Origin of the sequence: Bradyrhizobium sp. AUGA SZCCT0431 (assembly GCF_018131065.1) — a bacterium.
Classification (GTDB): Bacteria; Pseudomonadota; Alphaproteobacteria; order Rhizobiales; family Xanthobacteraceae; genus Bradyrhizobium.
On record NZ_JAFCLR010000008.1, the window covers coordinates 183,538 to 208,749 of the forward strand.

The window sequence follows — 25,212 nt, forward strand, 5'->3', positions numbered from 1 at the left end:
GACGGCGCGGCAGCGCTTGAGTTCGGCCCCAGCCGCCTTTACGGTCGGCGCCCGACCCGGAATCCCGGGAAAAATCCCAAGAGACTCAACGACAAACAGGGAATGCCGGCGAGTGCCCACGATCTACAAAATCAGCCCCGCCTCGGCCTGGCGCGAGGCCGAGCGGCAAGGCGTCTATCGGGGCAGCGCGGACGATCTGCGCGACGGCTACATCCATTTTTCCACAGCCTCCCAGGTCGCCGAGACCGCGCGGAAACATTATTTCGGCCAGACCGGGCTGTTTTTGATCGCGGTCGACGCCGATGCGCTCGGGGATGAATTGCGCTGGGAACGCTCGCGCAACGACGAATTGTTCCCACATCTCTATGGCGAACTCGATCTCGGCGCCGTCACCGCCATCCTCGACATGCGGGCGCGGTCCGACGGCCATCATGACATTCCGGAGCTTGCGCCGTGATCCGCGCCTTCGACGCCTTTTCACTGCCGCTGCTGCGCTGGTTCGATCCGGAGGATGCGCATCGCATGGCCATCCAGGGCCTGCGGCTGCTGCCGCCGATCCGCTCAAAGCCGGACGATTCGAAGCTGGCGGTGCGCGCCTTCGGCCTGAACTTTCCCAATCCGATCGGAATGGCCGCGGGCTTCGACAAGAGCGCGGAGGCGCCCGACGCGCTGCTGCGGCTGGGATTTGGATTCGTCGAGATCGGCTCGGTGACGCCCAAACCGCAAGTCGGTAATCCGCGGCCGCGGCTGTTCCGGATGGAGCGCGACGAGGCCGTGATCAACCGGATGGGCTTCAACAATGACGGGGCGGAGATTGTGCTGCGGCGGCTCGCCTCGCGTGCGCATCTTTCCGGCATCGTCGGCGTCAATGTCGGAGCCAACAAGGATTCGGCCGACCGCACTGCCGATTACGTCAAGCTGATCGAGACCTTTGCGCCGGTCGCGAGCTATTTCACCGTCAACGTCTCCTCGCCGAACACGCCGGGCCTGCGCAATCTGCAGCAATCGGCCGCGCTCGACGATCTGCTCGCCAGAGTGATCGATGCACGCGAGCGGGTGCGCAAGAATGCCGGCGATTCCCCGGTGCTGCTCAAGATCGCGCCGGATTTGAGTCTTGCCGAACTCGACGACGTCGTGCACATCGCGCGCTCGCGCCGGGTCGACGGCATGGTCGTGGCCAACACCACGCTGGCGCGGCCCTCGAGCTTACGCGAATCGGGCCGTGCCAAGGAGCAGGGCGGCCTGTCGGGACGGCCGCTGTTCCGGCTGTCGACGCGGATGGTGGCGGAGACTTATGTGCGTGCCGAAGGTGCCTTCCCGCTGATCGGGGTCGGCGGCATCGATAGTGGAGGTGCCGCGCTGACCAAAATCCGCGCCGGCGCCAGCCTGATCCAGCTCTACTCGTCGCTGATCTACAAGGGCCTCGGGCTGGTCGAGGACATCAAGAACGATCTGTCCTCGACCTTGCTGCGCACGGGGCGCGACTCGCTGGCGGAAATCGTCGGCGCCGACGCCGCGACGATCACCGCCGAGGAATGGCCGGTGCAGTAGATACGTTCAGTGCGTAGCCCGGATGAAGCGCAGCGTAATCCGGGACAACCTATGGCCCGGCGAGACACCCCGGAGTTCGCTTCGCTCCATCCGGGCTACGCAAACGACTTCTTCAACAGCGCCGGATAACGCAGCGCTTCCAGGCCACCGCGGGCGGCGTAATGCACCAATAGCGCACCCCACAGCCCGGCATTGCCGAACGATCGCAGCGCCAGCCATGCGCCAAGGAAGATCGCGAGCGACAGCAGCATCAGGTTGCGCATGTCGCGTGCCCAGGTCGCGCCGATATAGACCCCGTCAAAGGCAAAGGCGAACACGCCGAGCAGCGGTGCGAAGATCACGAACGGCAGATAATCGCGCGCGATGCGCCGCACGTCGACGCTCGCCGTCATGATGTCGATCAGGGAGGGGCCGAACAGTGCGAAGATGGCGGCGACGGCGAGCGCAAAACCAAAGCCCCAGATCACGACCAGCTTGACCGCGCCCGAGAATCCGCTTCTGTCGCGGGCGCCATAGGCGCGGCCGCAGAGCTGTTCGGCGGCGTTGGCAAGGCCGTCGAGGAAGAAGGCGCTGATCATCAGGAAATTGTTCAACACCGCATTGGCTGCGAGCGTCAGGTCGCCGGCACGGGCGCCCTGCGCGGTGAAGAACAGGAAGGCCGCGATCAACGCCGCGGTACGAATCAGGATGTCGCGATTGACCGCCAATAGCCGCATCAGTTTGGTGCGGTCGAACAGCGTCGCGCGCGAGATGGCCGGTTGCCCATGGGAAAGGCGCCGCGCGATCATAACGCCGAGCAGGAGCCCGGCCGCTTCCGCGGTCACGGCCGCGATCGCCGCGCCGGCAATGCCGAAGTCGAGCACCAGCACCAGGAGCGCGGTCGCTGCCGCATTGATCAGGTTGATGGTGATCTGCGTGCCGAGCGCCAGCCTGGCGCGGGCCTGTCCGATCAGCCAGCCCAGCATGACATAATTGCCGAGCGCCAGCGGTGCCGACCAGATCCGGATCGTGAAATAGGTTTTCGCCGCGCGCGTGACGCCTTCGCTGCCGCCCATCGCCTCCAGCAGAAGGCTGGCGAGCGGGATCTGCAGCAGGATGAGCGCAGCGCCGACCAGCCCTGCGGCGATGAAGCCGCGCAGCAGGATGGCGCGTAGTTCCTGCGTGTCGCCGGCGCCGAGCGCCTGCGCGGTGAACGCCACCGTGCTCATGCGCAGGAATCCGAACAGCCAGAACAGGCAGTCGAACAGCACGGAGGCGACCGCCACACCGCCGAGCAGCGTGGCATCGCCGAGCCGGCCGATCGCCGTGGTCGAGACGATACCGATCAGCGGCGTCGTCAGGTTCGCGATCATCGCGGGACCCGCGATGGCAAATACCTGTGCCGTCGTGACTTTCGAGGGAGCAGCCGGCGAATGCATGCTTACAGCTCGACCACCAGACCGTCGCTCGCGGTGCTGTAGGAAAGCGAACCCAGCCGTCCCAGCATGTCGTCACTCATATGCGTCAGGATCAGCCGCCGGGCGTTGATCTCGGGCAGATGGGCTTCCAGCGTTTTCAGGCTGAGATGATTCTTGACGATCTTGTCGTAATAGTAGGCCTCGGCAATGAACAGGTCGGCCTCGCGCGCGGCCGGGATTAGCGTTTCCGTCCATTCGGTGTCAGCGCTGTAGGCGATGACGCGGCCCTCCGCCTCGATGCGGTAGGCCAGGAACGGTCCACCGGATTCGCCGTGCACGACCGGATAGGGCGTCACCTTGACCGCGCCAAACGTCCGGCTCTGCTCGGGATCGAGCGCGATGACGGAGAGCTCGAAACGCTGCTTCGTCTTTGAGGAATGCTCGAACATCGCCTCCATCAATTGCTTCAGCCGGGTCTCGATTCCGTGCGGCCCGGCGATGACCAGCGGACGGGTGCGGCGGGTGAACTGCGCGTCGAGCAGGAAAAACGGCAGTCCGCCAAAATGGTCGCCGTGGAAATGCGTGATCAGGATCAGGTCGATGCCGTCGCGTGCGACACCGAGCCGCTTCAGCGCCGGCAGTGACGAGGCGCCGCAGTCGATCAGGAAATTGACGCTGGCGCCGGTGAGATGGAAGCAGGTGTTGGCGCGTCCGCCGGAGCCGAGCGCGTCGCCGCAGCCGATAAATTGCAGTTGCATCGGCTGCGGTCCTTGGCGAGGAGTTTAGCGCCCGCGCGGGCTGCCGAACAGCCGCGACAACAGCCAGACCGGAATCACGATCACGGCGCCGAGCAGGAAGTAGCGCCACAACCAGTTGACGGCGTCAAAGCCGAGATCCCAGAGCCGCTGGAACAGCATGCGGATGCTGTGCAGAATGTTCCAGGGATCGAAGCCGACAGCGGCGAGCACCACGCCGACCAGAACCGACAGCAGGATCAGCCGGAACGCCACCGCCAGCGGCGAGCCGCCGAGAAAGCGGTTGAGGCCGTCATTGCTGGCCGGCAAATCCCTGACGTCGTTGGGCATTGATCTCTCCTGCGGGTCACGCCCGCGTATTGTAGCGTTTTTGAGCGAAGTGGATACCGGTTCGCGTGAAGAAAACGCGTCAAAACAAGAATCCACTACAGCTGTGAGCAAATGGGGAACCTGCGTCGGCGCGTCAATGGTCGACTGAATTACGCTGCGGTAATGCTGGCGTCACTCTTCAGCATCCGCTCCAGCGTTTCCAGCCGGTCAGCCTCACGCGGCGGCTTGTCCCAGCGCAGCCGGCTGATGCGCGGGAACCGCATCGCGACGCCGGATTTGTGCCGCGGCGAGCGCGCCAGGCCCTCGAAGGCGACTTCCAGCACCAGTCCCTGGTCGGGTTCGTGCACGACGTGCCGCACGGGCCCGAATTTTTCGGTGGTGTTGCGGCGGACGAAGCGGTCGATCTGCAGCAGTTCCTCGTCGGTGAAGCCGAAATAGGCCTTGCCGACCGGCACCAGCTGTTCGCCGTCCTCGCCGGAGGTCCAGACCCCGAACGTGTAGTCCGAATAATAGGACGAGCGCTTGCCGTGGCCGCGCTGCGCATACATCAGCACAGCGTCGATCAGATGCGGGTCGCGCTTCCACTTCCACCATTGGCCCTTGGGGCGGCCCGGCAGATAGGCCGCATCGCGGCGCTTGAGCATCACGCCCTCGACGGCGTCGGCATCCTCGCCCGCGCCGGCGCTGGCGGGATCGGCGCGCGCCGCCGTCAGCGCGTCCCAGCTGTCAAAGGCGACCGTCGGCGATAGATCAATCCTGGCATCGTCAAGCTTTTTGACGAACGCCTCCAGCCGCGCGCGGCGTTCGATGAACGGCAACTCGCGCAAATCGTTCTCGTCGTCACCAAGTAGGTCATACGCGCGCAGATGGATCGGATACTCCTTGATCAGTTTTGGCGAGACGACTTTGCGGTTGAGGCGCTGCTGCAGCACGTTGAATGTCTGCACGCGGCCCTCGCGCAGCACCAGCAATTCGCCGTCGATGGCGAAACTTGAAGATCCTTGCAGATGCAGCGACGGAACGAGGTCCGGAAAACTCCCGGTGATGTCTTCCCCGGTGCGCGAATAAAGCCGCGCCTGGACGTGGCCGCGCTCGTCGCGGCCGCTTACGGCCTGCACGCGGATGCCGTCCCATTTCCATTCGGCGATGAAGTCGGCGGGATCGAGATTGGCGAAATCCGCATCCTCGATCGCATGCGCCAGCATGACAGGGCGGTACGGTGTCGGATCGCGATTGACTGGCTTTTCGCTGCGGCCTTCCAGCCAGGCGAACAGGTCGAGATAGGGCGGGCTCAATCCCGGCCACATCAGCTCGACGTCGTGCGCGTCCTTGTCCCCGAGGTTGGCGGCCGCGGTTTTGGCCAGCCGCGCCGAAATGCCGATCCGCATCGCGCCGGTGACCAGCTTTAGCAGCGCCCAGCGGCCGGTCTCATCGAGTTCATCGAGCCAGCGCGCGAGCTGTCTTGGAAGCTCGGTCTTGCCGAGGGTGCGCAGCGTGGTGACGACTTCGGAAAGCGTCGGGGGAGGCGGGTTGTTATGGCCGGGCAACGCCACCTTCGGCCACATCAGCGCCACCGTCTCGGAGAGATCGCCGACATAATCATAGGACAGGCCGAACAGCACGGGGTCGGCGCGGTCGGTGATCAGGTCGCGGATCAGTCCGGCCTTGGCGTGCTTGAACGACAGCGCGCCGGTCAGTGCCGCCAGCGCATAGCCGCGGTCGGGATCATCAGTCTCGCGAAAATACGCCGTGAGCAGCCGCAGCTTGTTGTTGCGGCTGGGTTCATAGGCGAGGCGGTCCAGCAGTTCGGCGAAGCGGTTCATGCCTCGGCACCTTCAGGGGGCGGCGCCTCGTGCTCGTCCTCGTCGCCGTAGCCGACGAGATCGAGCGGCCGCGCAGCGAGGCCTTTTGTCTTGCACCAATGCACCAGCGCGTCTTCCTGGCCGTGGGTGACCCAGATTTCGCCGGCGCCGGTGGCTTCGATGGTCGCGGTCAGCCCGTCCCAATCGGCGTGATCGGAAATCACCAGCGGCAATTCGATGCCGCGCTGGCGGGCGCGGGCCCGCACCCGCATCCAGCCCGAGGCGAACGCCGTGACCGGATCGGGGAAGCGCCGCGTCCAGATGTCAGAGGTGGCCGATGGCGGCGCCAGCGTGATGGTGCCGGCGAGGTCGGCCTTCTTGATGCCCTTGGCCGGACGAAGCTCGCCGAGCGCAACGCCGCGGCTTTGATAATAGTGCGTGATCGCTTCCATCGCGCCATGCAGATAGATCGGCGCGTCGTAGCCGGCCTCGCGCAGCAGCGCGATCACGCGCTGCGCCTTGCCGAGCGAGTAGGCGCCGACCAGATGCGCGCGCTCCGGGAACAGAGCCACGGAAGCCAATAGTTTCTTCACTTCATCCGCCGCGTTGCCATGGCGAAACACCGGCAGGCCGAACGTCGCTTCGGTGATGAAGACGTCGCACGGCACCACTTCGAACGGCGCGCAGGTGGGATCGCTAGCGTCCTTGTAGTCGCCCGAGGCGACGATGCAGGTGTCCTTGCAGGTGACGGCAATCTGCGCCGAGCCCAGAACGTGACCGGCGGGATGGAATTTGATTTTGACGTCGCCGAGCCGGAGTTCCTCGCCATAGGCGATCGCCTGCGTGGAGCCGGCGAAATTATCGCCATAGCGCAGCCGCATCATGTCGAGCGTTTCCTGGGTGGCCAGCACCGCGCCATGGCCGGGACGGGCGTGGTCGGAATGGCCGTGGGTGATCACGGCGCGCTCGACGGACCGAACCGGATCGATATGGAAGCCGCCGGGCTTGCAGCACAAACCGGCGGGAGCTGGCAGCAGGATGTCTTGCGGACGCATGTCGGTTATATAGGGCGCATTGCCCCGATTTTTACCTGCCCCATAGAGCCCATGCCCACGCGAATATTTCTGACCTCCGGCGATCTGATGGCCGATCGCCGTTATGATTTTGCGCGCGACCTGCAAATGAAGGGCGATCTGCCCGGCGCCGCCGACCTGCTGCTGCAGGCGACGGATTTGGCGCCGAATTTCGTCACGGCCTGGTTCACGCTCGGCGACATCCGCGAAACGCTCGGCGAGCCCGATGCGGCGATCACGGCGTTTCGCAAGGCGTGGGACGGTGATCCGGATGATCGTCATGGCGCCCGCCTGCGGCTGATGCGGCTCGGCGCCGAACCATTAGCCGCGATGCCGCAAGGCTATGTGCAGGTGCTGTTCGACCAATACGCGCGGCGGTTCAACTCCGCGCTGGTGGACGATCTCGGTTATCGCGGCCCGGACCTGCTGTTCGGGGCGGTGCTGTCGGTGCGCGCGGCCGCCCGCAAGCCCGCCTTCTTCAAGCGCGCCATCGATCTCGGCTGCGGCACCGGGCTCGTCGCGACGGCCTTCGCCAAGGAGGTCGATCATTTCATCGGCATCGATCTGTCGCCGCGCATGATCGAGAAGGCCCGCTCGACCGGCCTTTATGCGGAGCTTGAAGTCGGCGACATCGTGGAAGGTCTGCGCGCGAGGCCTGACAGCAGCGCCGATCTCATCCTGGCCGCCGACGTGATGATCTATGTCGCCGATCTCGCGCCGGTGCTGGCGGAATCAAGCCGCGTGCTGGCCGCCGGCGGCCTGTTCGCCTTCACGACCGAGACGCATGCCGGCGAAGGCGTCATTCTCGGCGCAGGCCTACGCTATGCCCACGCGGCAGCCGATGTGCGCGAAGCGGTGGAAGCGGCCGGTCTGAATTTATCCCTGCTCGAAGATCGCTCGGCGCGCACCGAGGACAACATCCCGGTACCAGGCCTTGTCGCGGTCGCAGCCAAGGGCTGACCGCCAGAATTGGCTCTCAGGAATGAACCGATGTCTCGCGCGGAGCGGGCTGGACAAACCTATGAGGATATACCAATCTGGACCTACCAGATTGGTAGGATCAGATGACCGTGCCTCAGCAAGCAAGCGAAGGATCGCGAGCGGTCAAGCGGACCATCGAGTTCATTCGCCATCACCGATTGCAGAAGGGCGACCGGCTGCCGTCAGAGCGCGAGTTGTCGGATCGCTTTGGCGTCACCCGCAGCTCGGTACGGGAAGCGTTGGCGGTTCTTGATGCGCTACGGCTGACCGAGCGCCGGCCGAAGTCCGGCATTTTCCTGCGCAACGCGCTCGAAGACAGCGGGCTCGATTCCCTGGTCATCCAGGCCAATCTGGATTTGCCGTTTGACGAGCGCACCATGCGCGATGTGAGCGAGGCCCGGGTCATATTTGAAACCCATGCGATCCGCCTCGCATGCGCGCGCAGGACGGATGCCGATCTCAACAGGTTGCGGGAATTGGTCGCCAATTATTCCAGCCGGGTGCAGGCCGAACTCAATGTCGCCAATGAAGATGTCGAGTTTCATCTGGCAATGGCTGCGGCCAGCCAGAACGCCATCATCGTTCGAACGCTCACGCCCTTGTTTTTGATGAGCTTTCAGTGGCGGCAGAAGTATTTCTCATCCCCGGTCATTCGCCGCCGCTCACTGGCTGATCATCAGGAGTTCGTGGCCACCATTGCTGACAGGGACGAAACCCGGGCGGCGGCTCTGGTGCAAAAGCATGTCCATTCCGCATTCGATGAAGTTCGGGCACTGGCGGAAGGAAACGGGCAGCCGGAATCTCACAACCAATGGGCAGGCCTGGACGAGTAAGTGTTGCCGGGAACACCGGTCACGCAGCGCAGGTCGAAGCCAATTTCGATCCGCACAACCTGAATGAAGATCGCTGCATTCAGGCATCGACAACAACAAAGGGAGAGACAACAATGAAAAACAAGCAAACACGGCGCGAGTTCGGCGCCACCGCGCTATCCGCCCTCGCGGCTTCCGTATTGCCCGCCCCGTTCGTCTGGGCCGCCGAGAAGAAATACGATCCGGGCGCGACCGATACCGAAATCAAGCTGGGCCAGACCGTGCCGCACAGCGGCCCGGGTTCGCTCTATGGCGTGCTCGGCCGTGTCGGCGAAGCCTATTTCCAGATGCTGAACGAAAAGGGTGGCATCAACGGCCGGAAGGTCAAGTTCTTGACCATGGATGACGCCTACAGCGCGCCGAAATGCGTGGAAGCGACGCGGCGCCTGGTGGAGAATGACGAAGTGCTGGCGCTGTTCGGCTCGCTCGGCACCGCGCCGCAGACCGCCGTGCACAAATACCTCAACTCAAAGGGCGTGCCGCAGCTGATGCTCAACACCGGCGCGTCGAAATGGAACGATCCGAAGAATTTCAAATGGACCATGGCGGGCCTGCCGCTGTATCCGACCGAGGCGCGCATTCTCGCCAAGTACGTGGTGGCGACGAAGCCGAATGCCAAAATCGGCATTCTCTACCAGAACGACGATTTTGGCCGCGATTTCCTGGCGCCGTTCAAGAAGGTTCTGGAGGAAGCCGGCGGTACCGCCAAGGTGATCATGGAGCAGACCTACGATCTGACCGAGCCGACCATCGATTCGCAGCTGATCAATCTATCGAAGTCGGGCGCGGATGTTTTCTACAACATCTCTACCGGCAAGGCGTCGTCGCAGTCGATCCGCAAGGTGGTCGAGCTCGGCTGGAAGCCACTGCAATTGCTGTCGGCGGGATCGACCGGACGTTCGATCCTCAGCGCCGCCGGTTTCGAGAATGCCACCGGCATCGTCGCCATCCGTTACGCCAAGGAAGTCGGCGTGCCGCGCTGGGAAAAGGATCCCGACGTGATGGCGTTCGAGGCGCTGCGCAAGAAATATCTGCCCAATGTCGATCCTGACAACACCATCGCCTTCGCCGGCTACGGCCAGGTGGCGTCGATGGCGGAAATCCTGCGCCGCTGCGGCGACGATCTCACCCGCGCCAATGTGCTGAAACAGGCGACGACGCTGGCCGGCTTCCACTCGCCGTATTTCCTCGACGGCGTCAATTTCAGCTACACGCCGGAGGACTACACGCCGATGAAGACGCTCTTCATCTCGCAGTTCAACGGCAAGGACTGGGATATTTCCGACAAGCCGGTGACGGAATAATCTTGGGCGTCATTCCGGGGCGATGCGCAGCATCGAACTATGATGTGCAATTGCACATCTGAGAATCTCGAGGTTCCCCGATGTGCAATTGCACATCTGGGGTTCGCGCTCTGAGTGCCCCGGAACGACGGTGAACTCACCATAACCCTCGACGTAGCGGGCTGAACGGCTTAGTTCTTGGTTTGTGCCGTCCCGAATCTTACCCGCCATATCGGCCGAGCCGGCCGCGCTGCTGCCCGACCGCTTCCTTCGGTGGTTTGCGTCGCGCGGCTGGTCGCCGCGTGAACATCAGCTGGAACTGCTGGCGAAGGCGCGGGACGATCGCTCGGCGCTGCTGATCGCGCCGACCGGCGCCGGCAAAACGCTGGCGGGTTTTTTGCCGACGCTGGTGGAGTTGTCTGCTCTGTCATCCACGATGCGTTCTTCTCCCCTCCCTCCGCGTAGCGGTGGGGAGGGGTCGGGGGTGGGGGGTGTCTCCGCGTGTTCCCATGCCAATACCGAGTCTGCTGCGCTACCCCCCACCCCCGACCTCGAGAGCGAGCTTTGCTCGCCTCGGACCCCACCACGCGCTTCGCGCGCGGGGGGAGGGGAGAAGAGCGAGCTTGCGGCAAAATCATCCCGCCCCGAACTGATCTCCACCGGCCGCGGCGTCAAGCGTACCGGCGGTCTGCACACCCTTTACATCTCGCCCCTGAAGGCACTCGCGGTCGATATCGCGCGCAACCTGGAGACGCCGATCGCCGAGATGGGCCTGCCGATCAAGGTCGAGACCCGCACCGGCGACACGCCGGTGTCGCGCCGGCAGCGGCAGCGGCGCTATCCGCCGGATATCCTGCTGACCACGCCGGAACAACTGGCGCTGCTGTTGTCCTCCGACGATGCGCCGTTCCTGTTCGGCTCACTGAAACGCATCGTGCTCGATGAGTTGCATGCGCTGGTCACGTCCAAGCGCGGCGATCTGCTGTCGCTGGGACTGGCGCGGCTGTGGCGGCTGGCGCCCGAAATGCGCGGCATCGGATTGTCGGCGACGGTCGCCGAGCCGGAATCGCTGGCGCGGTTCCTGGTGCCGCAGCGCGACCGCAAGATAGAAGCCGCCGACATTGTCGTTGCCGGCGGCGCCGCAGCGCCCGTGGTCGAGATGCTCGACACCAGGGAGCGCCTGCCATGGGCCGGGCACAGCGCCCGCCATGCGCTCGGCGAAATGTACGAACTGATCAAGCGCAACAAGACCACGCTGGTGTTCGTCAACACCCGCAGCCAGGCCGAAATGCTGTTCCAGGATTTCTGGCGCATGAACGACGACGGCCTGGCGATTGCGCTGCATCACGGCTCACTCGACGTCGCGCAGCGCCGCAAGGTCGAGGACGCGATGGCGGCCGGCAAATTGCGCGGCGTGGTCTGCACCTCTTCGCTCGACCTCGGTATCGACTGGGGCGACATCGACCTCGTCATCAATGTCGGCGCGCCGAAGGGGTCCTCGCGGCTGATGCAGCGGATCGGCCGCGCCAACCATCGGTTAGACGAACCCTCGCGCGCCGTGCTGGTGCCGGCCAACCGCTTCGAGGTGCTGGAATGCGCCGTTGCGATCGACGCGATCGCGGAGAATGCGCAGGATACCCCGCCGTTACGTAAGGGCGCGCTCGACGTATTGGCGCAGCACGTGTTGGGGTGCGCCTGCGGCGAGCCGTTTCTCTCCGATGAGCTCTACGAGGAAGTGCTGACGTCGGCGCCGTATTCAGGTTTGACGCGCACCGATTTCGACGACGTGGTCGATTTCGTCGCCACCGGCGGTTACGCGCTGAAAACCTATGAGCGCTTCGCGCGCATCAAGCAGGACAAGCAAGGCCGCTGGCGCGTCGCTAATCCCCGCGTGCGGCAGAGCTATCGCCTCAATGTCGGCACCATCGTCGAAGAACCGATGCTCAAAGTCCGGCTGGTGCGTTCGCGCGGCGGCGGTGCGGGAGCGACCGGCGCACTTGGGCGCGGCGGGCGGATGCTCGGCGAGATCGAGGAGTACTTCATCGAGGGACTGGTGGTCGGGGACACCTTTGTGTTCGGCGGCGAGGTGGTGCGCTACGAGGCGCTCGCCGAAGATCAGGTCTACGTTTCGCGCGCCAACGATGCGGACGCCAAGGTGCCGTCCTATATGGGCGGCAAGTTTCCGTTGTCGACCTATTTGGCCGAGCGCGTGCGTAAATTGCTCGACGACAAGCGAGCCTGGAACGCGCTGCCCGATCAGGTGCGCGACTGGCTGTCGCTGCAACGGCATTTTTCGCGCGTGCCGGCGGTGCGGGAATTGCTGATCGAAACCTTCCCGCGCGGCAACAAACATTATTTGATCTGCTATCCCTTCGAGGGGCGGCTGGCGCACCAGACGCTCGGCATGTTGCTGACGCGGCGGATGGAACGGGCGCGGGTGCGGCCGCTCGGCTTTGTCGCCAATGAATATGCGGTCGCGGTGTGGGGGCTCGGCGACATGTCGTTCATGATCCGCCATGGCAAGCTCGATCTCAACGCGCTGTTCGATCCAGACATGCTGGGCGACGATCTCGAGGCGTGGCTCGCCGAATCCGCGCTGATGAAGCGCACCTTCTGCGCGGTGATATCAGGCCTGATCGCGCGGCGCTTCACCGGCGAGGAAAAGTCCCGCCGCCAGGTGCTGTTCTCGACCGATTTGATCTACGACGTGCTGCGCAAGCACCAGGCCGACCATGTGCTGCTGCGTGCCGCGCGCGCCGATGCCGCCACCGGGTTGCTCGACCTCAAGCGGCTCGGTGATATGCTGTCGCGTATTCAGGGCCGAATCATCCATCGGGAACTCGACCGTGTCTCGCCGCTCGCGGTGCCGGTGATGCTGGAAATCGGCCGCGAGTCAGTCTATGGCGAAGCGGCCGACGAGTTGCTGGCGGAAGCCGCGGACGAACTGGTCAAGGAAGCGACAGGATAGAACGTGACGGCAGCGGCGCAATCTTCGGACGATGAACAAATGGCGCGGGTTTCGAAGGTCGCGATTGCGGATGTAACTTTCCTCGCCGATCTCTCCGGCGCGCTGTTCTGGCAGGAACAGCGCCTGCTGGTCGTTTCCGACCTGCATCTGGAAAAAGGCTCCAGCTTCGCCGCGCGCGGCGTGCTGCTGCCGCCCTATGACACGGTGGCAACGCTGGGCCGGCTTGCCGCCGTGATCGCGCGGCACGACCCGCGCATGGTGATCGCGCTCGGCGACAGTTTTCACGACCGCGACGCGCATGAGCGGCTGTCCGCGCCCGATCGCGAGGCGCTTGCGGCGATGCAGGCGCGGCGCGACTGGATCTGGATCGCGGGCAATCACGATCCGGCCTTGCCTTCGGATCTCGGCGGCGTCGTCGCCAATGAAGTCGCGATCGGCAACATCACGTTCCGTCATGAGCCCACGGGCGCGTCAGGCGAAATCGCCGGCCATCTGCATCCCAAGGCCCGCGTCGCCACCCGCGGCCGTGCGATGGAGCGGCGCTGCTTCGCCTGCGACGGCGAGCGCGCGGTAATGCCGGCGTTCGGCGCCTATACCGGCGGCCTCAGCATCCGCGATCCGGCGTTTGCAAAGATATTCCAGACACCGGGCCTGATGGCGCACGTGCTCGGCGACAGCAGACTGCACGCGATCGCGGCGTCGCGGTGTTACTGAGAGAGCGACCGCAGCTCACTGTTGATACAAGCCAAAGCTGATACGAGCCAAAGCCAAGCGAACGCGCATCAGCGTCTGCGACCGAATCTATCGGTAGATTCTGAAATTGTGAGTCAACTCCATTTCACTATGCGGTGAGCCATTGTTGATTGGCGCAACAGCACCGCGCCAAGCTATCGACAACGGCACATGGAGTTTGGCGACGGCCGAAAGGGAGTCGGTGTCCTCCATGTGCGCCGCGACTCCAATGCGTAAACGGGGGCCATCGACTGCCTCGAAAAACGCATGAGACCTCGGCGGGAGAGCCGGGTTGTCCCTCCGGGACAACAGGCCAATTACAAAACAAAGCGAGCTGTAACTCGCTTAACCATGGAGCAAATACCATGAACTACAAAACACTCGTTGCCGCATCCTTGATGTCGATCGCTCTGACGTCCGCGGCGTTTGCGCAGTGCACGGACTGCGCAATGTATCCGGATCGCGATGTCCTGAACAAAGGCGCGCCGACCCCCGCCAGCAAGATGATGGCGGAGCCGGGCGGCGCAGCAGGTGCGGGCGCTGCGAATTTTGAAAACGGTGCGTACAATGGACGTGCCGGAGCCAGGGTGGCTGGAACGCAGCGCCGCCACTACCACGACGCCAACGCTTCCATGGCTGGGGGTTCTGTCCCGGCCGATACCCCCTCTCACCGGGTGTACCTCAAGAACCTGCACGACTCCGGATACAATCCTGGCAGCGACGTCGATGGCGCCGGCAACATGAAAGTAAACTGATCCCGACGCACCATTCGGTATGCGTTACTTGGTGCGCACCCTCACCCCCGCACGCGGGAGAGGGCGCGCACCGGGTTCGCCGCCAGCTACGCCGCCTTCGCCTGCACCGCGTTGCAAAACTCCGCCAGCCGATCGGCGAGCCGCAACGTGGCGGGGCTGGCATCCGGTGCGGCGACCAGCGCGACTTCCGTCCGGTCGATCGGTGCAAAACCGTCTTTCGCGGTCAGCACGCGGTGGTCGGCCTGGATCGCCATCTCGGACAGGATGCTCAGCCCCATGCCGGCGGCGACGGCGGCCTGGATGCCGGAGAGGCTGGAGGACGTGTAGGTCATGTGCCAGGCGCGGCCGGCGCTTTCCAGCGCGTGGATCGCGCGCGAACGATAGAGGCAGCCAGTGGGAAAGCCGATCAGCGGCACCGAGCCCGTGGTGGTATCGCGCGGCCGGCTCTTGCTGGTGACCCAGTGCACCCGTTCGGGCCACACGGCGATGCCGACTTTCTCGCCGGCGGCGCGTTTGAACAGCGCCAGATCGAGTTCGCCGCGTTCGAGGTCGCGCTTCAGGTAAGTGCTTTGGTCGGAGCGGACATCCATCCGCAATCCGGGATGCGAGCGTGAAAACGCCGCCAGCAATTTCGCCAGCCGGTAGGCGGCAAAATCTTCGGGCACGCCGAGCCGGATCGCGCCTTCACTGCCGGGGCGCGTCAGCACATCGCGGGCTTCTTCGGCCAGCGACAGCAGCCGCCGCGCATAGGACAGCAGCCGCTCACCGGCTTCGGTCGGCGTGACGTCCTTGCCGCTCCGGTTCAGCAGCGGCTGGCCGATGTCCTCCTCCAGCCGCTTGATCTGCTGGCTGACGGTCGACTGGGTGCGGTGGACGCGCTCGCCGGCGCGGGTGAAGCCGCCGGAATCCACCACCGAGACGAAGCTGCGCAGCAGTTCCAGATCGAGCATGGCCATGGCTCGTCTCCACTCTCCAAAACCGGGGCTATTCACAAATCAACTGGATATCAGTCTATCATTTAATTTCTAAATATCAAGGCGCGGGCCTACATCATGGGCAAAGGAGACTTCCATGTCGCTCGCGCCCTCGATTGCCGTTCCCCGCGCCGGTTTCAATTGGCTGCCGCTCACGATCACGCTGTTCTGCCTGCTCTGGAGCTTTGCCTTCGTCGCCGGCAAGATCGGCGTCACCGATTGTCCGCCGCTGATCCTGCTCACGGCGCGGTTTTCGCTCGCAGGCGTCCTGATCCTCGGCATATCCGCCCTGCGCAGCGAGGGATGGCAGCTCAGCTGGCGCGACGTGGCCGTGTTCGCGGTGCTCGGCGTCGCCAACAACGCGCTCTATCTCGGGCTGGGGTACACCGGCCTCAAGACCGTATCGGCCGGCCTCGGCGGCCTGATCGTCAGCGCCAATCCGGTGTTCACGGCTGTCGCGGCCGCGGTGTTTCTCGGCGAGGCGCTGACCTGGCGCAAGGTGACGGGACTTTTACTCGGCATCGCCGGCGTCGGCTTCATCGTCTGGCATCGCATGTCGGTTGGGTCGGACAGCGTGGATGGCATCGTCTACACGCTGGCGTCGCTCGCCTCGATCGTGGTCGGCACCATCCTGTTCAAGGTGCTGGCGCCGAAGGGCAGCCTGTGGGTCGGCAACGGTGTGCAGAATCTCGCCGGCGGCCTGGCGCTGCTGCCGTTCGCCTTCACGTTTTCCAGCGTCAGCGACATCGTGCCGAGCGCGCGGCTGCTCGGCGCATTCGCCTTCCTGGTGCTGGGCGGATCGATCCTTGCCTATTTGCTGTGGTTTCATCTGTTGAAGGTTTGCGGCGCGACGGCAGCGAGCGCCTATCATTTCCTGATGCCGCCGCTCGGCATGTTGTTCGCTTTCCTCGTGCTCGGCGAGCACGTCGAATTCCGCGACCTGCTCGGGATCATTCCGGTGGCGCTCGGGATCTATCTGGTGACGCGGCCCGCTGCGGTGGCCGCTCCCGCTTCGCAAAGGAGTGCATCATGACCTTATCCATCACCCTGGTCGGCGGCCCGACCGCACTGATTGAAATCGATGGCTTCCGCCTGCTCACCGATCCGACCTTCGATGCGCCCGGCGCCTATCAATTGCCGCATGTGAAGCTGGAAAAGCTGGTGGGCCCCGCGGTGACCGCGGAGAGGATCGGTGAAGTCGATGCCGTGCTGCTCAGCCATGACCAGCATTCCGACAATCTCGACCATTCCGGCCGCGAGTTTCTCAAAAGGGCAAAACGCGTGCTGACGACGGAAGCCGGCGCTAGGCGGCTCGGCGGCAAGGCGGAAGGATTTTCGCCATGGGGCGTCACCGAACTCACCGGCAGCAACGGCCGTTCACTGACGGTCACCGCGACGCCGGCGCGTCATGGTCCGGCGGGCATCGAGCCGCTGTCGGGCGATGTCATCGGCTTCGTGGTGGCGTCGAACAAATCAGGCAGCCGCCCGGTCTATATCAGCGGTGACACGGTCTGGTTCGACGGCGTCGCCGAGGTCGCAAAGCGATTCAGGGCCGGCGTGGTGCTGCCGTTCGCGGGCGCGGCGCAGACCCGTGGCCCCTTCCATCTCACGATGGACACCAACGATACGATCGAGACCGCGCGCGCGTTCTCCGATGCCGTGATCGTGCCTGTTCATACCGACGGGTGGGCGCATTTCCGCCAGAACGCGAATGATCTGCGCGTTACCTTCGATGCGCTCGGCTTTGGGCCGCGCCTGCGGATTCTGGAGCCGGGTGTCACGACGGTGATCGAGCCTTTGCATCCCGCGTGAGCCGCGGCGGCTTGTCTACGCAAGTTCTGCGGATGAAGCGAAGCGAAATCCGGGAACAAAAGTGACGCCGGCCCAGGATTACGCTTCGCTTCATCCGGGCTACCTGAATCTAATCCTTCCGGAATACGATCGACGCCATCCAGCCCGTCATCAGCGCCATGAAGGCCGTCACCAGCCCGTAGGCGAAACCATTGTTGTGGGCGGCGTTGGCGATGAACTGTTCGAAACCGACCTTGACGATCTCGAACGCGGTTTCGGTGCGCGTGACCAGCGCGCCGTCGGCGAACAGCTTGATCTCGACGTCGTAGGTGCCGATCGGCACTTCGCCCGGCAGCGGAATGCCGGTGCGGAACAGCGTCGGCGTCAGGAACGTCACGGCCGATTGCTCCTCGCGATAAAGCCCGTGCTGGGTCCGCAGCCGCACGAACGCGCTGCGGAACGGATCGTTGGGCACGACGTCGGCAAAATCGGGACCGACGCGCTGGGTCAGCAGGACATTGTTGAGACCGAGTTGCTGCCGGCGCTGCACTTCGGGGGAAGCGATGGCATCGAACGGCCGGTTGGAAAACAGCGCCAGATAGGTCGGCACTTTGAGGAATTGCCGGGAGTCGGTGTTGATCCAGATGCCGAATTTGCGCTCCTTGCGCCGTGTCACCATGTCGGCGCGCGGTCCGCTGACGGTCACGACCAGATCGTAATTGTTGCGGCCGGCCGGCGTCTGCACGTCCTTCTCGACCGAGCCGAACAGCACCAGCTCCTCGCCGGAATAATTCGGCGTCACCGTGACGCGGTGGTTCGACACCGACACGATCAGCCGCTCGGCGCATGCCGGCGAAATGGCGAGCGCGGCACCCAGCACGAGACTTGCCACGAGGAGCGAGGTGCGCGCGCTCATACCCCGCCTCCCGTTTCGCGGATCGTGAACAGATCGGCCGGCCGGATCACCAGTTCGACGGCAAAGCGGATACCGACGGCGAGCACCAGAAGCCCGAGCAGTAGCCGCAGATGTTCGCCGCGGATCTTCTGGCCGGCGCGGGCGCCGAACTGGGCGCCGGTCACGCCGCCGATCATCAGGATCAGCGCCAGCACGGCGTCGACCAGATGGTTGGTCACCGCATGCAGCAGGGTAGCGAATATCATCGTCACCAGCGTCAGCACCATCGAGGTGCCGACCACGGTCGAAGTCGGCACCCGCAGCACGTAGATCATCAGCGGTACCAGGATGAAACCGCCGCCGATGCCCATGACGGCGCCGATGAAGCCGATAATCAGGCCGATCACGACGACGGGAATCACGGACAGATAGATCTTCGAGCGCTTGAATCGCATCTTCAGCGGCAGGCCGTGAATCCAGCCATGGCTGCCGGGGCGGCGTATCGTCGCCGCACCGCCGCGCCGGGCCCGCAGCAGCGCGCGCAGGCCTTCCCAGAACATCAGCCCGCCGACCGTGGTCAGCAGGATCACGTAGGACGTCGCGATCAACAGATCGAGCTGGCCGAGCGAGCGCAGCAGCGTAAACGTCCAGACCCCCAGCGCGGTCCCGACAGTGCCGCCGGTCAACAAGACCACCGCCAGAATGGGATCGATGGATCGTCGCCTCCAATAGGATATCGCGCCCGAGAAGGAGGAAGCCGCGATATGGCTCGCGACCGAGGCGACCGCGACCGCGGGCGCGATACCGACGAAGATCAACAGCGGCGTCATCAGGAAGCCGCCGCCGATACCGAACATGCCGGAGACGAAACCAACCGCCGCGCCCATCGCCAGGATGAGGAAAACATTGACCGGAATGTCGGCGATCGGAAGGTAGAGCTGCACGCGCGTCTGCTTCTCGTTGTCTGCCGCTGACCCGGCCTAAAGGCCGCTCAGGGCATGGTTTCGAGCATTTGCCGGCAGTGGAATCCGATTGGCGCGCAGGGTCAGCGCACGCGGACCGGTTGCCGCGTCTTTGCATAACCCAGATCAGTGGCAGGGGGGACTAAAGAATGCCCCGGAAGGCAATTATTTGCCGCACCTGCACATATGCGCGGCGGGGGGTGGGGAATAATTTTCGTCGTCCCGGCTCAAGGCCGGGACGACAGCAATCAGGGCTTTCCGACCGGATCGGTGACGAGGTTCATGGCGAGCGCCTCCTTCGGCGCAAGCCAGCGGATGTCCTTGGTCTCGGACATGGCTTGTACGACCGACGACGAAACCCCCATTTTGGTCATATAGCCCAGCACCGCGCCTGATATCTTCTGGGCTTCGGCGAGCGGATCATCCACTTGCCTTGTCGTGGTAAACCGGTGCACGCCCAAGCCTGAGCCCGACACGCCGATGCGGCTCTTGCCGCCGGCATAGACCAGCACGCAGGCGCTGGCGCAATAGGAGGGTTTGACGCGGCCTGCGGCATCGGCGGTGCCGACCGCCGTCATCAGACCGCGCGAGCGAATGATCTCGCCCATGATCGCGGCCTGATTCAAATCGCCGCCGGGCGAGGACATCAGGATCACGTCGCCGGCGACAAGCTGGGCCTCGTCCAGCCTTTCACGGAACCATCTTGCCGCCGCGGGCCCGATCTCCCCCTTGATGAACAGGGCGCGCCGGTCGCGCGCCGCGCCATCGAGATCGAGTTTGGCGGCCACGGAGGACGTCAGGCTTGGCGAGCTATACTGGTCTTTCCAGTAATCCCAGGCATCGGGCCGTGAGAGGTCGCGATAGGCTTGAATGGCGATGCTGGAAACCAGCAGCACGAAGATGAGAATCGAGCCAAGCGGCCATTGGCTGCGCGCCGTTTGCGGTTGCTGCGGAGGAGGCGGCGGCGGAGCAGATCGCCAAGGCGAAGGCGCGGACTGCTCGGCCAGCTTGCGCGGCGGCGCGACCGAAGGCCCGGTCGGCGACCTTCGGAAATGGCCTTCCCCGTCCTGACCATCTTCGGCAGACAATCGATCCTCACTGCAAAGCCGTGCGAGGCCACGCTGGCCCCATCAGATGATACGGCTTTATATGGAGGGATTATCGGGGCGATGCCAGCGGCGCCGCCGCCGACTTCAACGGACCGCGGCGCGCTTGGTCGAAGCCTGCTTGGCGGCGGGTTTGGTCGCAGTTGCGGGCGCAGGCGTCGGATCCCAGCCGCCGGCCGGGGTTGCGACATTGACGGCGGCGTCGGGCTGCGGCTCCGGCGTAAAGGTCTGGATCGCGAGCTTGGCCGCCGCTAGCGACTGGGCGTCGAGGCGCTTGGCGATATCGTCACGCTTGCGGCCGGAATCCGCATCGCCCTGCGCGGCTGCGAGGCTGAACCATTTGAAGGATTCGGCGAGGTTCTGCTCGACCCCGATGCCGCGGGCGTAGAGGATGCCGAGGTTGAACTGGCTGTCGGCGACGCCGCGGTCGGCCGCCTTGCGGAACCATTGCGACGCGACCTTGTAGTTGGCGCCCTTGCCGCCGCCATCGGCGTCGAGCACGGCCAGATTGTGCATCGCCTTGGCGTTGCCGCGTTCGGCCGCCTGCAGATAGTAACGCCGCGCGACATCGGCGTCCTTTTTGACGCTCATGCCCTTCTCGTAGAAGGTGCCGAGCCGGAAGATCGCGGGCACCACGCCGGCTTGCGCCGCGCGGTCATACCATTTCGCGGCTTCGTCGAGATTGGCTGCCACGCCCTTGCCCTCGGCAAAGCGCACGCCGACTTCATAGGCTGCAGTCGGATCGCCCTTCAGCGCAGCGGCGCGCAGCATCGGTCCGCCGATGCCATCGGGCAGTTGCTCGCCCGGCGGCACCTGTACCATTCCAGGCTTGCCGTTGGCTGGCAGGGCCGGGAGCGCGCCGGTGATGTCGCTGGCATTGATCGGCGACATCACCGCTTGTGGCGGGATGGACATCGCCGCCTGCGGCGCGATCGCGGTCTGAGGAATAGCGGCTTGAGGAATAATGGCCTGAGGAATCGTGGATTGGGGAATAGCGACTTGCGCGCCATCCAGCGTGTTCGGTGCGGAGCTGTTGTTCGATTGCCGTCCGATCGGGGCGGGCGACATCATGGAGGGCCCAGCCGGTGCCGGCATGGCGGGCTTGGCGCTGTTCTCGGCCGGGGCTTTTGAGGCCGGCGCCGGATCGGTGGATTCCATCTGCGGTATTTGCGGCGCGCTGCCGGTGTCGAGCAGCGTCATCGCCAGCTGGAAGGTGCTGAGCACGATCGCGAATACGCTCGCGCCGACCAGCAGCGAGCGGATCTTGGAGGTGATGTTCGACGGCCCCTTGCCGTCGGTCTTGCCCTTGTCGATGGCGGTAACCTTGGCGGCCTTCGAGTTAGCCTTCGCAGCAGCCTTGGCCGCCTTCTCGTTGGCGGGCGCCGCGGCAGCGGCCTGCGCGGCGCGGCGGGCGGCGGCGATGAAGCTCGACGAACTGACCGGCTCCTTGGCGGCCGCGGAAATTTCGTTGATCACGCTTTCCGACGCGGCGATCCGCTCCGATGGCGACGACGCCCGTGCGGTCGGCCGTGTGCCCGGCTCCAGCGGATGATCCGGCGGCAATTCCGGCGCGATCGCGGTGCGTGGCGGGGCTGCGTGCGGCTCGAGGATTTCGCTGATGGCACGCGGCGTCATCGGCGGAATGGCCGGCGGCGCTACCGGCTCCGCGGCATGGAAGTCGCGCGGCGCGGCGGTAAAATGCTCCTGCGCGGCTGCGGGATTCGGCAATTCCGGTTTCGGCTGCGGGGCAAAGGCCTGCGGCTGAGCCTGAGGGACATAGGCCGGCGGTGCAAAGCTCGACGGCGGCATCGCCGCGCGCGGCGCTTCCGCCGGGGCTTCGAATGAAGCGGGGGCAGGCGCTGCCACTGGCGGTGCGGCGCGAACCGCGCGCAGATCGCCTTCGATCATCGCCAGCCGATCGACCACATGGCCGAGCGTGCTGTGAACCGTCTCCAGCGAATCCTGGGTGCGGCGGTCGGTTTCCGACTGGTTGAAACGGATGTCCGACAATTCACGCTTGACGGCTTCGACGATGCCGGAATCCATCGACTGCGGCGCCGCATAGCTGCTGGTGTTGTCGGCGAGCCTGGCCAAATTCGCGTGCTGGTGTTCGAGATGGCGCAGGATGTCCTGCAGCCCTGCCTCGACGCGCCCGAGATTGCCGCCGCCAGAACCGCCCTGGCCGCCGGAGGTCTCCAGGCGTTCCAGCAGATAGGTCACGCGCTGTTCGAGATGGGTGAACGCCGAAGCATTGTCGTTGCCGGCCGGGATCCGATCCAGGCGTTCGGACAGCGAGCGCAGCGCGCCTTCGATATATTCGGAATTGTCGCTTGCGACCGGCCGCTCGCGCGTTTCGATCGACGAGGTCAGCGCGGCAATGCGCTGTTCAAGGCTGGCCAGCGACTCGCTGTTGTCGCCGGCGCGGGACAATTGATCGACCTTGGCCGACAGCGCATGCAGATCGTCGGAAACCCGCGCCAGCGCATCGTTGGACGCAACGTTGGAGGCGATCGAGCGCATCGCCGAGATCGCGTCTTCGAGCTGACGCACCGTCGACGGATCGTCGTTCGTACGCAGGATCAGGTCGAGCTTGGTGCCGAGATTGCGGATCGCGTCGTCATAACCCGCGAGTTGCTCGGCCGGCTTCAGCGAGCGCAGCGCGTCGTAGATTTCGCCGAGCGCGCGCTCGAGGTTGGCCAGCACGTTGGCGTCGGTGCCGTTCTGGCGGGTTTCGTCGATCCGGCGCGACAGCGAGCGGATTTCGTTCTCGATCGAATCGATCGCCTGGCGCGGCATCGCTTCGGTGATGGCGCGGCGGATATCGGCAAGCTCGGTGCGGAAGGCCGCAATCGACTGCTCGACATTGTCGGGGCGCTGCAGCGCCTCGATCTGGCTTGTGATCTTGAGCAGATGCCGTTCCAGCGACGAAAAATCCGGACCGGCGGGCATCGGAGCAGGCGCGGGCGCCGGTGCAGGCGGCTGCATCGGTGGCGCATAAGCCATGGCAGGGGCGCTCGGCGCCATCGGCGGCACACCTGCCGCCATCGGCGGCGCGCTGCGCGGCGGCATCTGCCGGGACGGCACCCCGTCCAGTTCGTTCTGGCGCGCGGCGATTTCGGCGATCGCCGAATCAAACGACGACGGGCTCAGCGGCGGCGAGGGACGATAGACTTGCGCCGCGGCGCGCTCGACCATCTCGGTCTGGCGCTGCCGCTCCTGGACCGTCGGTTGGCGCGGGGCGTGGTTTGAAATCTGCGACAGCCGCGCATCGAGGCGCGAAATGGCGTCATTCAGCTGCCGCGCGACGGTCGGCTCAGCGCGGGGCGCTTCGGTTCGGGGCGCGTCGCTCCGCGGGGCGGGGCGGGAAATCTGATCGATCTGCCGGGTGATCGAATCGAGCCGCTGGTGAATGTCCGCAACCTCGCGGCTCTCCGCGCTCGGCATCGCCGGCTGCTCGTCATGGGACGCACGGAAATTCGGAGGGGCGGAATCGCCGATGGTGGAATTGAGCCAGTCGCTCAGCGACATGCCAGCGCGCCGCGCGGCAGCCTCGGCCCTTTCGCGGACCGATGGATCGATGCCCTCTACACTCCACGATACGCGCGAATTCATGCTCTCGTCCGGTTCTGACTCCGGCGCTTCCTGCGCCTTCAGCCTCCCCGCGCGTCCCACCCAGGAGACAATCGAATTCCGCGCAGGTCGTCTGCCTCAGAACCTGACTTTTTCGCGTTACGGTAAATAACGGGTTAAGGAATGGGGCCGGACCGCCCTAAAGTTAACTTTGGAACCCGACCAGCCGGTTCCGCTGCCGCTCAGCCGTTGTTTTCGCGGCTGGTGTCTTCGAGCAGCAGGACGAGAGCAGGTTTCGCGACGGCGGCCAGGGTCTCGATCGCCTCTTCGCACCATTCCGCCACGGCTTGTTCGTGGCGCAGGCCGATGCGCAGTCCCAGCAGCTTGCCGGTATCGGCGACGGAGGTGGCTTTGCCGTCCGGGAACAGCTTGTTCAGAATGCGCTCGTAGCGCGCGTAGCGGTCGCGGTGATGTTCCAGCCGCGCCATCAGGTCGGCGCGCAAGGGCTCGATATCGAAGCTGTCGAGCGCGCACAGCCGTACCAGCAGGTCGTCCTTCATCATTGGCGGGCTGCTCGGCCGGGCGCCCCAGTGCCGCAGCGCAGCCCGGCCCTCTTGTGTCAGCGTATAGACCAGCTTGTTGGGCTTGCCGGACTGGACCACCTCGTGGCCCTGGATATGGCCGCGATCCCTGAGTTTCGAGAGTTCGCGATAGATCTGCTGGTGGTCGGCCTTCCAGAAGAACCCGATCGAGGAATCGAACGTCTTGGCGAGCTCATAGCCCGACATCGGACGTTCCGTCAGACAAGCAAGGATTGCGTCACCGAGCGCCAAGCGCCGACCCTTTCAAAAATCGCGAAAACAACCCCATGCAAAGTAGAAGGGGCCCAGTCTCCCGACCAAATTGCCGCGTTGACTTTATGCATAAAGTTGCATATGCGTCAACGTGCATAAAGATTGGGCTGAACCCGTATCGAGCCGATCGGAGACGCATCATGACCGTGACTGCCGCCATAACCGGCCTGGACAAATGGTACGGCTACATGAAGTCGCACGACCTAGCGGCGCTGTGGGATCTGCTGCACCCCGACGCGGTGTTCGAGAGTCCCGTGGTCCATACCCCGCAGCGCGGGCGTGACATCACCTTCAAATATCTGTCGAGCGCCGAGAAAGTGCTGGGCGGCCCGGGATTCAGATATGTCGGCGAATGGCGCAGCGACAATGGCGCCGTGCTCGAATTCGAAAAAGAAATCGACGGCATCGTGATCAACGGTGTCGACATCATCACCTTCGCGGATGGCAAGATCACGCATTTCAAGGTGATGGTGCGGCCGCTCAAGGCGATGAACCTGCTGCATCAATTGATGGGCGCGCAACTCGCAAAACAGTGAGGCCGCGTCGTCCGGAACCGGATAA

General features: G+C 64.6%; 22 protein-coding genes. 11 read left to right on the plus strand and 11 right to left on the minus strand.

Features of this window, described 5'->3' with window-relative positions; all coding sequences use genetic code 11:
• Positions 1-112 precede the first annotated feature (112 nt).
• On the plus strand, positions 113-457 hold the full coding sequence (locus JQ567_RS10030) for a DUF952 domain-containing protein (protein ID WP_212438652.1): 345 nt from the start codon (positions 113-115) through the stop codon (positions 455-457).
• Positions 454-1,551, plus strand: a complete 1,098-nt coding sequence (locus tag JQ567_RS10035) for a quinone-dependent dihydroorotate dehydrogenase (protein WP_211997919.1) — start codon at positions 454-456, stop codon at positions 1,549-1,551. The genes JQ567_RS10030 and JQ567_RS10035 overlap by 4 nt, the downstream gene beginning before the upstream one ends.
• 95 nt (positions 1,552-1,646) lie before the next feature.
• Here the strand turns inward: JQ567_RS10035 and JQ567_RS10040 are convergent, their stop codons facing one another.
• From JQ567_RS10040 to JQ567_RS10060, 5 genes are all read right to left on the minus strand, one after another.
• Entirely contained in the window at positions 1,647-2,969 is a 1,323-nt protein-coding gene (locus JQ567_RS10040) for an MATE family efflux transporter (RefSeq protein WP_212438653.1), read from the minus strand.
• A 2-nt stretch (positions 2,970-2,971) separates the two neighbouring features.
• Entirely contained in the window at positions 2,972-3,706 is a 735-nt protein-coding gene (locus JQ567_RS10045; RefSeq protein ID WP_212438654.1) for an MBL fold metallo-hydrolase, read from the minus strand.
• 24 nt (positions 3,707-3,730) lie between these two features.
• Positions 3,731-4,033, minus strand: a complete 303-nt coding sequence (locus JQ567_RS10050) for a DUF6460 domain-containing protein (protein WP_192735422.1) — start codon at positions 4,031-4,033, stop codon at positions 3,731-3,733.
• Positions 4,034-4,182: 149 nt separating this feature from the next.
• Positions 4,183-5,856, minus strand: a complete 1,674-nt coding sequence (locus JQ567_RS10055) for an ATP-dependent DNA ligase (RefSeq protein WP_212438655.1) — start codon at positions 5,854-5,856, stop codon at positions 4,183-4,185.
• Positions 5,853-6,890, minus strand: a complete 1,038-nt coding sequence (locus JQ567_RS10060; RefSeq protein WP_212438656.1) for a ligase-associated DNA damage response exonuclease — start codon at positions 6,888-6,890, stop codon at positions 5,853-5,855. The genes JQ567_RS10055 and JQ567_RS10060 overlap by 4 nt, the downstream gene beginning before the upstream one ends.
• Before the next feature lie 51 nt (positions 6,891-6,941).
• Between JQ567_RS10060 and JQ567_RS10065 the strand changes: the two genes are divergently transcribed.
• The 6 genes from JQ567_RS10065 (at position 6,942) to JQ567_RS10090 (ending at position 14,499) form a co-directional block, all read left to right on the plus strand.
• Positions 6,942-7,868 (plus strand): class I SAM-dependent methyltransferase, encoded by a 927-nt coding sequence (locus JQ567_RS10065; protein WP_212438657.1) that lies wholly within the window; start codon positions 6,942-6,944, stop codon positions 7,866-7,868.
• A gap of 104 nt (positions 7,869-7,972) precedes the next feature.
• Positions 7,973-8,722 (plus strand): FadR/GntR family transcriptional regulator, encoded by a 750-nt coding sequence (locus JQ567_RS10070; RefSeq protein ID WP_212438658.1) that lies wholly within the window; start codon positions 7,973-7,975, stop codon positions 8,720-8,722.
• 113 nt (positions 8,723-8,835) lie between these two features.
• Positions 8,836-10,065, plus strand: a complete 1,230-nt coding sequence (locus tag JQ567_RS10075) for an ABC transporter substrate-binding protein (protein WP_212438659.1) — start codon at positions 8,836-8,838, stop codon at positions 10,063-10,065.
• 184 nt (positions 10,066-10,249) lie between these two features.
• Positions 10,250-13,012: a ligase-associated DNA damage response DEXH box helicase gene (locus tag JQ567_RS10080; RefSeq protein ID WP_212438660.1), complete on the plus strand. Its 2,763-nt coding sequence runs from the start codon at positions 10,250-10,252 to the stop codon at positions 13,010-13,012.
• Positions 13,013-13,051: 39 nt separating this feature from the next.
• The gene (gene pdeM / locus JQ567_RS10085; RefSeq protein ID WP_212438661.1) at positions 13,052-13,726 is read left to right on the plus strand and encodes a ligase-associated DNA damage response endonuclease PdeM; all 675 of its coding nucleotides are present in this window, start codon (positions 13,052-13,054) and stop codon (positions 13,724-13,726) included.
• Between the two features lie 383 nt (positions 13,727-14,109).
• Complete coding sequence (locus JQ567_RS10090; protein ID WP_212438662.1) at positions 14,110-14,499, plus strand: hypothetical protein; 390 nt, start codon at positions 14,110-14,112, stop codon at positions 14,497-14,499.
• 86 nt (positions 14,500-14,585) lie between these two features.
• Here the strand turns inward: JQ567_RS10090 and JQ567_RS10095 are convergent, their stop codons facing one another.
• A complete protein-coding gene (locus JQ567_RS10095) occupies positions 14,586-15,449 on the minus strand; it encodes a LysR substrate-binding domain-containing protein (RefSeq protein ID WP_212438712.1) in 864 nt (287 codons plus the stop codon).
• A gap of 121 nt (positions 15,450-15,570) precedes the next feature.
• Between JQ567_RS10095 and JQ567_RS10100 the strand changes: the two genes are divergently transcribed.
• Both JQ567_RS10100 and JQ567_RS10105 read left to right on the plus strand, forming a co-directional pair.
• The gene (locus JQ567_RS10100) at positions 15,571-16,506 is read left to right on the plus strand and encodes a DMT family transporter (protein ID WP_212438663.1); all 936 of its coding nucleotides are present in this window, start codon (positions 15,571-15,573) and stop codon (positions 16,504-16,506) included.
• On the plus strand, positions 16,503-17,285 hold the full coding sequence (locus JQ567_RS10105; RefSeq protein WP_212438664.1) for an MBL fold metallo-hydrolase: 783 nt from the start codon (positions 16,503-16,505) through the stop codon (positions 17,283-17,285). Before JQ567_RS10100 ends, JQ567_RS10105 begins: the two co-directional genes overlap by 4 nt.
• A gap of 109 nt (positions 17,286-17,394) precedes the next feature.
• On the opposite strand, the gene JQ567_RS10110 is transcribed toward JQ567_RS10105, so the two are convergent.
• The 5 genes from JQ567_RS10110 to JQ567_RS10130 all read right to left on the minus strand — a co-directional run bounded on the left by JQ567_RS10110 (position 17,395) and on the right by JQ567_RS10130 (position 24,630).
• Positions 17,395-18,180 (minus strand): TIGR02186 family protein, encoded by a 786-nt coding sequence (locus JQ567_RS10110; RefSeq protein ID WP_212438665.1) that lies wholly within the window; start codon positions 18,178-18,180, stop codon positions 17,395-17,397.
• On the minus strand, positions 18,177-19,103 hold the full coding sequence (locus tag JQ567_RS10115) for a sulfite exporter TauE/SafE family protein (protein ID WP_212276156.1): 927 nt from the start codon (positions 19,101-19,103) through the stop codon (positions 18,177-18,179). Before JQ567_RS10115 ends, JQ567_RS10110 begins: the two co-directional genes overlap by 4 nt.
• Before the next feature lie 266 nt (positions 19,104-19,369).
• Positions 19,370-20,209: a hypothetical protein gene (locus JQ567_RS10120; RefSeq protein WP_212438666.1), complete on the minus strand. Its 840-nt coding sequence runs from the start codon at positions 20,207-20,209 to the stop codon at positions 19,370-19,372.
• A gap of 105 nt (positions 20,210-20,314) precedes the next feature.
• On the minus strand, positions 20,315-23,839 hold the full coding sequence (locus JQ567_RS10125; RefSeq protein ID WP_212438667.1) for a tetratricopeptide repeat protein: 3,525 nt from the start codon (positions 23,837-23,839) through the stop codon (positions 20,315-20,317).
• A gap of 200 nt (positions 23,840-24,039) precedes the next feature.
• Positions 24,040-24,630: a PadR family transcriptional regulator gene (locus JQ567_RS10130; RefSeq protein WP_212438668.1), complete on the minus strand. Its 591-nt coding sequence runs from the start codon at positions 24,628-24,630 to the stop codon at positions 24,040-24,042.
• 161 nt (positions 24,631-24,791) lie between these two features.
• On the opposite strand from JQ567_RS10130, the gene JQ567_RS10135 reads away from it, so the two are divergent.
• A complete protein-coding gene (locus tag JQ567_RS10135; protein ID WP_212438669.1) occupies positions 24,792-25,187 on the plus strand; it encodes a nuclear transport factor 2 family protein in 396 nt (131 codons plus the stop codon).
• Positions 25,188-25,212: the final 25 nt, after the last annotated feature.